This is a genomic window from Marinobacter salinexigens, from assembly GCF_008370345.1.
GTDB classification, from domain to species: domain Bacteria; phylum Pseudomonadota; class Gammaproteobacteria; order Pseudomonadales; family Oleiphilaceae; genus Marinobacter; species Marinobacter salinexigens.
Map to the genome: position 1 here is coordinate 35370 of NZ_VTUU01000013.1, position 12543 is coordinate 47912.

8 protein-coding genes are annotated in these 12543 nt (G+C 54.8%); 3 read left to right on the forward strand and 5 right to left on the reverse strand.

The window, feature by feature from the left end:
* Positions 1 to 45 precede the first annotated feature (45 nt).
* The 3 genes from malQ to glgC are packed head-to-tail and all read right to left on the reverse strand — an operon-like array spanning position 46 to position 4407.
* Positions 46 to 1437, reverse strand: coding sequence for a 4-alpha-glucanotransferase (gene malQ / locus FWJ25_RS17665; protein WP_149601589.1), 1392 nt, complete (start codon positions 1435 to 1437; stop codon positions 46 to 48).
* On the reverse strand, positions 1434 to 3152 hold the full coding sequence (locus tag FWJ25_RS17670; RefSeq protein ID WP_149601590.1) for a glycoside hydrolase family 57 protein: 1719 nt from the start codon (positions 3150 to 3152) through the stop codon (positions 1434 to 1436). The genes malQ and FWJ25_RS17670 overlap by 4 nt, the downstream gene beginning before the upstream one ends.
* Complete coding sequence (glgC, locus tag FWJ25_RS17675; protein ID WP_149601591.1) at positions 3142 to 4407, reverse strand: glucose-1-phosphate adenylyltransferase; 1266 nt, start codon at positions 4405 to 4407, stop codon at positions 3142 to 3144. The genes FWJ25_RS17670 and glgC overlap by 11 nt, the downstream gene beginning before the upstream one ends.
* Positions 4408 to 4615: 208 nt before the next feature.
* Here glgC and glgB point away from each other — a divergent pair, with 208 nt between their 5' ends.
* The 3 genes from glgB to glgP are packed head-to-tail and all read left to right on the forward strand — an operon-like array spanning position 4616 to position 10555.
* Positions 4616 to 6502 (forward strand): 1,4-alpha-glucan branching protein GlgB, encoded by a 1887-nt coding sequence (gene glgB, locus FWJ25_RS17680; RefSeq protein ID WP_149601592.1) that lies wholly within the window; start codon positions 4616 to 4618, stop codon positions 6500 to 6502.
* Positions 6499 to 7965, forward strand: coding sequence for a glycogen synthase GlgA (glgA, locus tag FWJ25_RS17685; RefSeq protein WP_149601593.1), 1467 nt, complete (start codon positions 6499 to 6501; stop codon positions 7963 to 7965). The genes glgB and glgA overlap by 4 nt, the downstream gene beginning before the upstream one ends.
* A 37-nt stretch (positions 7966 to 8002) precedes the next feature.
* On the forward strand, positions 8003 to 10555 hold the full coding sequence (gene glgP / locus FWJ25_RS17690) for an alpha-glucan family phosphorylase (protein WP_149601594.1): 2553 nt from the start codon (positions 8003 to 8005) through the stop codon (positions 10553 to 10555).
* A 7-nt stretch (positions 10556 to 10562) separates the two neighbouring features.
* Here the strand turns inward: glgP and FWJ25_RS17695 are convergent, their stop codons facing one another.
* Together FWJ25_RS17695 and FWJ25_RS17700 are read right to left on the reverse strand one after the other, a co-directional pair.
* Complete coding sequence (locus FWJ25_RS17695) at positions 10563 to 11222, reverse strand: alpha/beta hydrolase (protein WP_149601595.1); 660 nt, start codon at positions 11220 to 11222, stop codon at positions 10563 to 10565.
* A gap of 12 nt (positions 11223 to 11234) precedes the next feature.
* Positions 11235 to 12452, reverse strand: coding sequence for a lysophospholipid acyltransferase family protein (locus FWJ25_RS17700; protein WP_149601596.1), 1218 nt, complete (start codon positions 12450 to 12452; stop codon positions 11235 to 11237).
* Positions 12453 to 12543 lie beyond the last annotated feature (91 nt).

Consider the following 12543-nt stretch of genomic DNA (forward strand, 5'->3'; position numbering starts at 1 on the left):
TATCCAACATTGAGTGGCTGAATTTTGACTCCGATCAAAAAATAATCAGCCATTCGGGAGTCTTTCTGCAGCCAAAAGTAATGCTCTGATTTTCTTGGCAAGCCCCTCCTGACACTGATCCCAATCGAGTTTCCATACCCAGTTGTCGTTTATGGTGCCAGGTGTATTAAAACGTGCCCTGCTATCGAGGCCCATGAGATCCTGCATGGGTACCAGGGCCATTGAGCTGACCGATCTGAACGCCGCCTCAATCACCGGCCAGGGCATGTCGGATCCGTCTGTCGAGAAATACTGGTTGATGTAGTTCCGGGTCCGGTCGTCCAGGCTCCGGTACCAGCCGAGTGTTGTGTCGTTATCATGGGTGCCTGTATAGACGAGATCTCGTTCCCGGTGATTCTTCAGCAGATGAGGATTATCGTCGCTACCGTCAAATCCAAACTGCAGTACAGTCATTCCGGGCAGGTGGAACTGATGCCGTAGCGTTTCTACTTCCGGACCAATAATCCCGAGATTCTCTGCGACCAGAGGTAAATCGGGAAAACGGCGAAAGCAGGATTGAAGAAAATCTGCACCAGGCCCGGGCTCCCAATGTCCGCATTTGGGCCAGGGCTGGTCTGCGGGAATTTCCCAGGATGCAGAAAACCCACGAAAGTGATCAATGCGAATCAGGTCAAAAAGATGCCTTTGGCTATCCAGTCGCTGTAGCCACCAGTCGTAGCCATCTCTCGCGAGGAACTCCCAGTCGTAAAGCGGGTTGCCCCAGTGTTGCCCATCCTCGGAAAAATAGTCGGGCGGAACACCCGCAACAACACGGGGATTGCCTTCCTGATCCAGCTTGAAACAGCGGCGGTTGGCCCAGACATCGGCGCTGTCATGGGCTACAAAGATGGGGATATCCCCGAATAGCAGTACGCCTCTTTCATGAGCATAGTGTTTGAGTGACTGCCACTGCCGGAAAAACAGATACTGTTGCGCCTCGATGTGCAGGATGGCGTCGGCTGCCTGCTTGCAGAAGGCCTCAAGGTTCTCGGGATGGCGGTCTCTCAGGCCTTCCGGCCATTGTTGCCAGGTCTGAGCCGGGTATTGCTCCCGGATCGCCATGAATTGAGAAAATGGCTCAAGCCAGTATTGATTGTCTTCCCGAAACTGGTCGAAGCCTGCTTCGGGTAGTGGTGTGCGGGCAATTGGATCTGTGAGGTCGATCAGGTCCGGATTGCCTGCATGGGCAGACAACGCCTGATAGGGCGACAGATCAGAGTGCGTCGGGCCCAGTGGTAAGGTTTGCCACACGGTCATCCCGGCATCCGCCAGGAAGTCTACAAATCTGCGGGCACTTTCCCCGAGTACGCCCTGCTTCCCCGGAAGGCAGGTAGGATGCAGCAGGACGCCGGCTCTTCGGGTCGAAAACAGATCAAAGCCATCGCCGCCTTCACTCACGTCGAATGTCCTGGTCGCATAGCCCCGCCACGGGCTGGTTCACCGCCCCCCTGGCTCAGTTGCTGGAATACGGATGCAGGTGCTTCATATCCGATGAGGTCGTAGAGATTAACCAGATGTCGCCGGTAGAGGTGTTCGAAATCTCTGACGATCTGGCTTGGATTGTAGTCTCCAAACCACCAGAACCAGTCTGATCCTTCGCAGATAGCCAATTGACGTTCAGCAGCCTGCTTCCGCTCAGCGCTGAGTGCTCCATTGTCCATCGCGCGATCGTAATGTGCTTTTGCTTCACAGAGTAAATCCCAGGCCCGGTTTTTGTCCGGATCGCCAACCCACGTCGAAAAAGTGCCATATATCCAGCTACCAGCGACCAGATGTGGCAAATTCACCGGTCTAAGGCCACCCTCCTCCATCAAGGAGCCATAGGTGGTTAACCGGAGATGGGGGTGGTGCTCCAGTACCCTGTACAGCTCATCAAGAAAATGAAAGCCATTTTCCGGGAAGTGCTCCCAGGCATTTTCCCCGTCCAGAATGATGGAAATGACGGTGGGTTCCTTCGACGTTTCACCGTGGTTTGCAATATTTTCCATATGCTGTACCAGGTCACTTACGGCATCCCGGGCATGCCAGTCGGCATAGGTGAACCCGATCAGATCCGACAGGCCATCATCCCTGAAAAACACCGTCGTTCCACAATGACCAAACGTGTACGGTTGATGGATGCCGGCATTCTCTGAGCCAGGGGCCGTCGCTCTGGATTGGTTGAGACTGTTGTGGATCACGGAATCACCACTGGCAGTCCACCGGAATCCATGACGCTCTAACTGGTCCAGTGTCTTCTGGCTAAGTCCTCCTTCGGATGCCCAGCAACCTGTTGGCTCGAGTCCAAAAAAACGCCCAAATATCCTCTTCGCGCTCTGAAGCTGTTGGTGCACACGTTCTGTACCACCCGGATACGCCTGGTGTTCTGGAAGTGTGATATCAGGCATGGCCTCACAGGCAGACGACAAATCCAGAATCAGCGGCAACATGGCGTGGGTGTATGGACTGACAGAAAGCTCTATCTGGCCTTTCTGTGCCAGATGACGGTATCGAGGCCCGATACTGGTAAGCGTCTCGAAAATCAGGTCGAGCAATGCAATCCGGTCTTCCATGGTGAACCCGCAGCCCTTCTCCTGGAAACATTGGAGGTTCAGGTTTTCTCTGCGTATCGTTTCTCCCATCCAGCCTATGTGATACCAGGCGAGCAAATCCGTGAGCAGTGATGGCGAGATATAACGCTGCATTTCGGGTTTATTACGGTAAATTCCGGCAAGCTCGGAAAGCCTCGCGTAGGGCGGGAATCGTTGGATGATCCGCTCGTTATTGGCCCTGAGGCATTTTTCCATAAGGTCGAGGAATCCGGGTGACCCTGGTTCTGGAAGCTGCTCTGCTACCAGGGACGCCAGCAAGGGATCGCCAATGGGCCCGGCGCCATGGCGCCAACGCTCGATCTGCAAGAGGTAGGTTTCAATCTGTTCCAGAAGGATAGGCGCAAAATTAACCACTGCCCGGGCCTCTGGGTGCGCTTCGAGATGCGCAGCCATGTCGCTGTAATCCTTGATGGAATGCAGGTATACCCAGGGAAACCGGAACTCTCCGGATTTCAGGTCCTGATAGCAGGGCTGATGCATGTGCCAGCAAAGCACGACAGGAGTGCGGGGATCAGAGCCCATGAGGGTAATCCTGCCCGAGCATTTCAGGTGTGATCAGTACTACGCCGTTGGGGGAAACGTGAAACCGTTTGCTGTCTTCGGCCTCATCAAACCCGACCCGGGTACCTTCCGGTATGCGGCAACCACGATCAATCAGAGCCTTTCTGATCTTGCAGTGTCGTCCGATCTCTACATCCGGAAAGATCACTGAATCCTCAATAGTGCTGAAAGAATGAATCGTGACCTGTGAAAACAGCAGAGAATGCCGCACCGTGGCACCTGACACAATGCAGCCCCCGGCCACCATGGAGTCCACAGCCATGCCGCGCCGGTTTTCATCATCGAAGACAAACTTGGCCGGCGGCAGTTGCTCCTGATAAGTCCATATTGGCCATTGCGAGTCATACATATTGAGTTCCGGACTCACGCCGATCAGCTCAAGGTTAGCCTGCCAGAGTGCATCCACCGTTCCGACATCGCGCCAATAAGCCACTTTGCCCTGAACCGGGTCGCGGAATGGAAACGCCACCACACGGAGCCGTTTGATGACCGATGGCAGAATGTCTTTGCCAAAGTCATGGGACGATTCGTCGTCCAGTCCGTAATCCCGCAGTAATTCTTCCTGCAGTATCCGGGTACTGAACACATAGATACCCATAGAAACGAGGGCCGTATTCGGGTCCCCCGGCATGGATCGCGGATGCTCCGGCTTCTCAGCAAACTCGGTAATTTGCAGCTCTTCATCAACCGCCATCACACCAAACGCGGACGCATCGGATATCGGGACTTCTATACACCCCACAGTGATGTCCGCTTCGCCCTCAACGTGGGCAGCGAGCATGGTCCCGTAGTCCATTTTGTAGACGTGGTCACCGGCCAGAATCAGCACGTATTCGGGGTTATGGCTACGAATAATGTCCATGTTCTGCAGAACCGCATCGGCGGTGCCAGCGTACCAGGACGTTTCAATTCTTTGCTGAGCGGGAAGGAGTTCCACAAACTCATCCATTTCTGCCCGCAGAAAACTCCATCCGCGTTGTATGTGGCGAATTAAGGAATGGGATTTGTACTGGGTGATCACCCCGACCTGACCAATGCCGGAGTTGATGCAATTTGAGAGTGGAAAATCAATGATCCGGAACTTGCCACCAAATGGAACAGCGGGTTTGGCCCGCCACTTGGTGAGGTCCTGGAGGCGTGAGCCGCGCCCCCCGGCAAGCACCAGCGCAAGTGTTTGCCGCGTCAGGCGGCTGACGTAACGCTTGGTCGTATGCATAGCAGCTTCCCTGAAAGCCCGTGCGCTTTCTGCCCCTTTGCGTGTACCGAACGATGAGTTCGACATCTTTTTGACGTCGATAATAATAGTAGAACATTGTCTCGAGATTATGACGTAGAATTGGCGTGGATCAATTTTTGATCACATGCTTTCGCGTTCAATGGTATTTATGGGATGTCGGGAGTGAGATCTATGGGGAGTGAGATCTATGGATAGCCCCTCTCTGAGCGAGTTCGATCTGCACCTCTTCGGTGAGGGGCGTCATTGGCATATCTACAATGTGCTGGGCGCTCACCCCCGCAGTGAAAATGGTGTTGAAGGTGTCCAGTTTGCTGTTTGGGCTCCCAATGCAATCAGAGTCAGCGTTATCGGCGATTTCAACGATTGGAACGCGGATCACCACCCCATGCTGGCTCACGGGTCGAGTGGCGTCTGGTCCGCGTTTGTACCCGCAGTGCATGCAGGAGCCATCTATAAGTTTTCAATTACCAGCAAGAGCGGCCGCAGGCTGATCAAGACGGATCCGTATGGTCAAAGCTTTGAACTGAGGCCCTCAAATGCAGCGATTGTCACCGAACGAGCCCGGTTCAGCTGGGGTGACGGCGATTGGCTGGCTCGCAGAGGCCGCTGGAACTGGCAACATTCGCCGGTTTCGATCTACGAAGTTCATGCGGCCTCCTGGCGACACCACGGATCGGGCCGCTGGTTAACCTACCGAGAACTCGCTGACCAACTGGTGCCATACGTTCTTGAAATGGGGTTTACTCATATCGAACTCCTCCCCGTCACAGAACATCCACTGGATGAGTCCTGGGGCTACCAGACAACCGGCTACTATGCGCCTACCAGTCGATTCGGCAGCCCGGATGACCTGCGTTACCTGGTGGACGAATGCCATCGCCACGGTATCGGCGTCATTCTGGACTGGGTTCCTGGCCATTTCCCTACCGATGAACATGCGTTGGCCAGGTTTGATGGAACTGCCCTGTACGAACACGAAGACCCCCGTAAAGGGCGACATAAGGATTGGGGCACGCTGATCTACAACTATGGCCGCCACGAAGTGCGTAATTTCCTGATTGGTAGTGCCCTTTTCTGGCTCGATGCCTTCCACATTGACGGTCTCAGGGTCGATGCGGTTGCCTCCATGCTTTACCTCAATTACTCAAGGTCGGAAGGTGAGTGGCTTCCAAATGTCCACGGGGGCCATGAAAACCTGGAAGCGATAGAGTTTCTGAAAGAGTTGAATCGGGTATGCCAGCAACGTTTCCCCGGAACACTGATGATTGCGGAAGAATCGACCTCCTGGCCGGCTGTGACCCGGCCACCAGAGTTGGGGGGCCTGGGTTTTAACCTCAAATGGAACATGGGGTGGATGCACGATACCCTGAATTACCTTCATCACGACCCCGTACATCGGCAATTTCACCACGATAAGCTGACATTTGGGTTACTTTACGCCTTCTCTGAGAACTTCATGCTCCCGCTTTCCCATGATGAAGTGGTCCACAGAAAAGGAAGCCTGATCAACAAAATGCCCGGTGACGACTGGCAGAAACGTGCGAGCCTTCGGCTTTTGTTCAGCTACCAATTCACCTATCCCGGTGCCAAGTTGTTGTTTATGGGTGGTGAGTTTGGCCAAAGCCGGGAATGGAATGAAAGCCGTGAACTGGACTGGGGGCTCCTGGTCACCCCCGAGAATCAAGGCCTGAAAAAGCTCGTTCAGGACCTTAACGGCCTTTACCGACGTGAACCGTCCCTCCATGGACAGGGATTCGATCCGTCCGGCTTTGAGTGGATTGATTGTCACGACTCGACGCAGTCTGCCGTTAGTTACGTGCGCTGTAGTGGAGATGAGTCGACGGTTATTGTTCTCAATTTCACGCCAGTTCCCCGTTTTTGTTACCGGATCGGCGTTCCATCCCCGGGCACCTGGCAGGAAGTCTTTAATTCAGACTCCGAATATTATGGTGGAAGTAATCTGGGTAATCCTTTTCCAATGGTTACTGATGACCAACCCTGGATGGGGCGATCACAATCCATTGAACTGACCTTGCCACCGTTGGGTGCGGTCATACTGAGACCTGCGTCATGATCCGGGTTTTATTTGCCACCAGCGAGGTTTTTCCGTTGGTAAAAACCGGTGGCCTGGCCGATGTTTCGGCAAGTTTGCCCGAGGCTCTGTGTCGCAACGGCTATGACGTCAATATACTTCTGCCTGGCTACCCTACTGCGCTAAGCGCGGCCCGGAGTGCGGGTTCGCGTCGGCAGGCCCGCTTCTCCATCGGACAGTACGAAGTCAGCCTTTGGCGTACCCGCCTGCCGGGAACGGCGGTTTCTTTGTGGCTGGTGGACTGCCCTTCGCTTTTTCAACGTGACGGCAACCCCTACCAGAACGATGAGGGTGAAGACTGGTGGGACAACGCTCATCGATACCACCTGTTTGCCAGGGTTGGCGTGATGATGTCCCTCGGCCAGGCCGGAATTAATTGGGTTCCGGACATCGTGCATTGCAACGACTGGCAAACGGGACTGATCCCGGCTTACCTGTCCCATTACAAACACCGGCCCGGTTTGGTCTTCACCATCCATAACCTGGCCTATCAGGGGCTATTCTCCCACGAAACCTTCCGGGCTCTGGGGCTGCCGGATTCGCTCTGGCAATTTGATCAACTGGAATTTCACGGGCAGCTTTCGTTCATTAAAGGTGGCCTGGTATTCAGTGACCGGGTAACCACAGTCAGCCCGGGGTATGCCAATGAAATCCAGAGGCCGGAGTTTGGATATGGCCTGGATGGCCTACTGCGGCACAGGCAGCAGGCGCTGGTGGGCATTCTTAACGGCATCGATACCCGGCAGTGGAACCCCGAAGAGGATGAACATCTTGAGTTTCATTACGGCATCGATCACCTTAAAAACAAGGCTCAATGCCAGACTCGTCTGCGTCAGGAATTGGGCCTGGCCATGGACGGTGCTCCGTTACTGGGTTTCGTTGGCCGTCTGGTAGAGCAAAAAGGCATCGACTGGCTGTTGGACGTCATTCCCCCATTGCTTGAACGTGGCTGCCAGTTTGTTGTTCTGGGCGCCGGCGAGGAACGTTATCAGGTGCCGCTCAGACAACTTGCCCGTGACTGGCCGCAGCAACTATCGCTCACCCTGGGCTATAACGAAGGACTCTCCCACGGGATTACCGCGGGCGCGGATATTTTCCTGATGCCATCCCGTTATGAACCTTGCGGCCTGAACCAGCTGTACAGCCTGCGTTATGGAACTATTCCGGTGGTTCATGGGGTCGGTGGTCTTGGCGATACGGTGTTTGATCCGGCAGAAGTGGATGGCCATAAGGCGAATGGCTTCCGCTTTCGGGAACCTCACTCAGGGGCGCTGCTGCACGCCATAGAACGGGCTCTTGATTGCATGAACAACCGCAAAGCCTGGCACCGGTTACAGGAGAACGGTATGGCCGGCGACTACTCATGGAAGAGAAGCGCGACTCTGTACGGTGAGCTATACCAGAGCATAGTGACTGAACGGGAACAACTTACACAGGATCCCTGACGTACCTGGCACTTATTTGCCCGCACAGGAGGCAATCATGCAAAAGGCTACTGAATTCCGTCTTGAGGCTCGCCCGCGTCTTCCTGAAGCCCTTGAACGGCTTGATGAACTTGCCAACGACCTGTTCTATAGCTGGGATAACGGGGTAAGAAGCCTGTTTGCTCGTATTGACCTTCCACTCTGGCAAAAGGTGGAACACAACCCGAAACTGTTTTTGCGGCGGGTAGCGCAGGCATCTCTTGAAGAAGCGGCAGAAGATCGCGCCTTTCTCGGCGAATACCGGCGGGTTCTGAGTAGCTACGACGCCTATCTGGAAGCCTCTCCGGTTCCCGAAGTTTCAGATAAGCTGAATCCTGATGAAGCCCTTGTGGCCTATTTCTGCGCCGAATTCGGCTTCCACGAGAGTTTCCCTATCTATTCCGGGGGCCTGGGTATCCTTGCCGGAGATCACTGTAAGGCGGCCAGCGATTTGGGATTGCCTTTTGTGGCGGTTGGTCTTCTGTATCAGCAGGGTTACTTCATACAGACCATTGATCCTCAGGGCCATCAGATTGCCCGCTACCACTCCCATTCCAGTGATGAGCTCCCAATTTCTCCTGTGATGGTTTCGGGCGAATGGCTCAAAGTCACGGTTCCCTTCCCCGGCCGCACAGTCACCGCATGCGTATGGGAAGCACGAGTTGGTCACATCAGGCTTTACCTCCTCGATACCCATACCAGGGAAAACTCAGCGGAGGACCAGGAGTTGACCCTTCAATTATACGGAGGTGATGAATCGACCCGGATCGGGCAGGAAATGTTGCTGGGCATTGGTGGTACCCGCGTGATTCAGGCATTAGGGCTCAAGCCAACGGTATGGCATATCAATGAAGGGCACGCAGCCTTCCAGATACTCGAACGTTGCAGGGTCAAAATGTTGGAAGGGTTGGAGTTCGAGGCCGCGCTGGAAGCCGTTGCAGGAGCAACGCTGTTTACAACCCATACGCCTGTTCCGGCCGGTCATGACATCTTCTCTAAAGGCCTCATGCAACACGCCATGGGCGATTACCTGAACGAAGCCGGACTGAACTTTGACAAAGTCTTTGATCTGGGTGGCAAAAACGGTGGGGAAAGTTTCAATATGACCAGCCTGGGCCTGCGCGGCTCACGTTTCCATAATGGCGTCAGTCGTATCCACGGTGGCGTTGCCTCTGAAATGGAGGGGGCTATCTGGCCTCAGGTCCCGCCCGCGGAGAATCCGATTGGGTACATTACCAATGGCGTCCATGTGCCCACGTTTCTGGCACCAGAATGGGCAAGCCTTTTCGATATTCAGGCTCCTTCTTGGAAAAGCGAACTGCGCAGTCCCGGATTCTGGGAATTTGTCGACAACATCCCGGATTATCATTACTGGAGCGTCCACAAGGCCCTCAAACAGCAAATGGCCGAGTTTGTCGTTGACCGCCTGGGGCGTCAGCATAGACGCAATGGTACCGGGCACTCGGTAACTGAACGAATGACCCGGCAACTGGTATCACCAGAAAAAGATACGCTGGTGATCGGGTTCGCCCGCCGCTTTGCCACCTATAAACGCGCTACACTCATTTTCTCAGACCTGCAGCGCCTTGAATCTATCCTCACCCATCCTGACCAGCCCGTGGTCCTGGTGTTTGCGGGTAAAGCCCATCCAAAGGACAAGCCCGGCCAGCACCTGATCAAAGTCATTCACGACCTGTCGATGAATCCTGCCTTCATGGGCCACATCGTTCTGCTTGAAGATTATGATCAGGCCATGGCCCGCCGTTTGCTGAGCGGAGTCGACGTATGGCTGAACACCCCGGAATATCCCAAGGAAGCCAGCGGTACTTCCGGCGAAAAGGCCGCGCTGAACGGAGCACTTAACCTGAGTGTACTGGACGGCTGGTGGGGAGAAGGCTACGACGGTTCCAATGGCTGGGCCATCACGCCAAGAGATACCCAGCTTGACCACGAATTCAGGAACGAAGAAGAAGCCCGGGACCTCCTGGATCTTCTGGAATTCGAAATCGTGCCGCTCTATTACGACCGGGCAGCGCTGGGCTATTCCAGCGGATGGGTTAAGCGTTCCAAAAACTCCATGAAAACCATCACGCCCAGATTCAACAGTCAGCGAATGGTGATGGACTACGTGGATCAGTATTACTGCACTGCCTCAGCGCAGGGGCAGAAGCTCTCGGTAAATCAGGGAGCGTTGGCGATTGAGCTGGCAGCCTGGAAGCAGCGGGTACACCAGGCCTGGCCAGGAGTTTCCTTTAACATAAGCGGAACCGTGGTGAGCCAGTGCTCCCACGATGAAACTGTCGAAATTCGTGTGGAGGCCGCTCTGAATGGGTTGACGGCGATGGATGTGCGCGTCGAATGCCTGGTTGCACCCAAATGCACCGGCACCCACGAATCACCGGGCCCAGGGCTGGTGTTGCTCGAGTATGAATCAGAGTCGGACGGGAAAACGGTCTATTCTGCCCGGGTATCGCCACCCTATCCCGGTCTTCAGTCACTGAAACTTCGGATGTACCCCTACCATGACGCCCTCACCCACCCTCTGGAAATGGGCGCCATGCTCTGGGTTTGATGCCAGATTAAAGGGCGTGTCGGCGGATGAAGCGACCGATATCGACCACTTCCTCCAGGCAAACGCTGTGTTCCATGGGGTAGGTCTGATAGCTGGGATCAAATCCCATGGACTTCAGTGTTTCAACACTCTGCACCCCCAGCGATTCCTGCACCACGGGATCGAATGTGCCATGGTATATGTTGATGGGAATGCCGGCATTAACGGTATTGGGTTCAACGGTTTTTGCGGTAGCGAAGTACGTCGACAGGGCAATCAGGCCTGCCAGTCGCTTAGGGTATGTGAGGGCTAATTCGTAGGCAACAGCCCCACCCTGGGAAAAGCCTGCAATGATGATGTTTTCTGACGGGATACCCCGCTCTATTTCCTGGTCGACAAGCCTGGCCACCGCATCCGCAGATTGCCTGAGTTGCCCGGTATCAACCACACGGTCAATATCCATCGCTTTGATGTCGTACCATGCTGGCATCACCATGCCACCATTGATAGTGACCGGGAGATTGGGCGCGTGAGGGAAAATGAAGCGCACCGCAGCATCGTCCGGTAGGCCCAGTTCGGGTACCACAGGCTCAAAATCATGTCCGCTCGCTCCCAGGCCGTGAAGCCAGATGACGGCTGCGGTTGGGTTAGAAGCGGTTTCTATTTCGATGTACTGCAAATCCTGCACGTGGGTACCTCATCAAGCTCGTTTAGGGGCTACGGGAGTTTTCTGCTCGGCTGATTCCCCATTGGCTTCCAAAGCCGTCACAACCGGGTTGGCATACATGTCCAGCAGATAGGGGCGAATGGCCGGGTCACAGGCCTCAAGCCGGCGCTCAAGTTCAGCCTCAGCCGCTTCTATTTCCGCCGCAGACCAGGTTTCCGCCGTCACAACGGAATCACTGACGCTGTCCGGCGTGTCATGGGCTTCCGGGTGGATGCCTCTCATCTGGTAAGCTACGAGGTTCGAGGCGTGCAAATGATAATTGGCGTGCATCTCCCGATCGATACGATCTGCCATGTCTTTGGCGTTCGCTGGCGCGTCGGTGATCGGTGCACCAAAGTGCACGTGCACATGGCCCTTGAAGCCTGTCAGACCACGCATGATCTGCTCGGTGTCCTCACCCTCAGCCTTGGTGTAGGAACCCGCTCTTGCCCGGGTTTCCAGCTCCCTGGCTTTGTCGGCATCACACGGGTCGTATTCATAGGCGATGGACACGGGCACGACATGCAGGCGGTTCATGGCTTCAGCAAAGCTGAGTCCGCTCTTCTTGAGGCTCATGTAAAACATCTTGATGATGGCCGGGTCGGTAAAATCCAGGCCGTCTTTCGCACGCCCTTCCCGCTGTGCAATCCAGATGCTGTGATTGGTCTCGATACTGTGGTTTATGAAGCCGGAGAGCGTCAGATAGGCATCACGCATTTCCCTCGGGCTGGTCATGTTCCTGCGAACAACGAAGCTTTTGTTGAGACGCATCATCTCAGCAAACACACGGTTGGCCAGCAGATTGTCTCCAATGGCAATACGAGTGGTATTAAATCCGTTATGAAACAGCAGATGGTTAACCACCATCGGATCAAAAACAATATCCCGATGGTTGGAGATAAACAGGTGGGCACTTTTCTTGTCGAGATTCTCAAGGCCGCTGGTCGTCACACGGGTCGTGGTATCCTCGACCAGATCCGTGACGTATCCCGATAGACGGGCCTGGAGATCATCAATCCGGGTGTAGTGGCCGAAATGGCTGATTAGCCATCGACGTACAAACATACGCAGAACGCCCGGAGCCCAACGAGCGACCGTTGGCGACTTGAAGCGGCCAACCATATCCAGAAATTCCTGGTCATTGACCAGACGGTGAATAGCGGGGCCGGTTTCTTCGTCCGAATACGGACGGATGGCATCAAATTCCTGCATGTAAGCCCTGTTGTTATCGAAAGCTGGCACTGGCTGCCAGGGAGCAGTTGTTCAAAGGCGCGTTATTGTAGCGTTTCTCTCTTTTGATTGC

Bases quoted from the DNA above. Each gene is read 5' to 3' on its own strand.
- glgC (WP_149601591.1), bottom strand. From the start codon at position 4,407: ATGCATACGACCAAGCGTTACGTCAGCCGCCTGACGCGGCAAACACTT.
- glgP (WP_149601594.1), top strand. From the start codon at position 8,003: ATGCAAAAGGCTACTGAATTCCGTCTTGAGGCTCGCCCGCGTCTTCCT.
- glgB (WP_149601592.1), top strand. From the start codon at position 4,616: ATGGATAGCCCCTCTCTGAGCGAGTTCGATCTGCACCTCTTCGGTGAG.
- FWJ25_RS17670 (WP_149601590.1), bottom strand. From the start codon at position 3,152: ATGGGCTCTGATCCCCGCACTCCTGTCGTGCTTTGCTGGCACATGCAT.
- glgA (WP_149601593.1), top strand. From the start codon at position 6,499: ATGATCCGGGTTTTATTTGCCACCAGCGAGGTTTTTCCGTTGGTAAAA.
- FWJ25_RS17700 (WP_149601596.1), bottom strand. From the start codon at position 12,452: ATGCAGGAATTTGATGCCATCCGTCCGTATTCGGACGAAGAAACCGGC.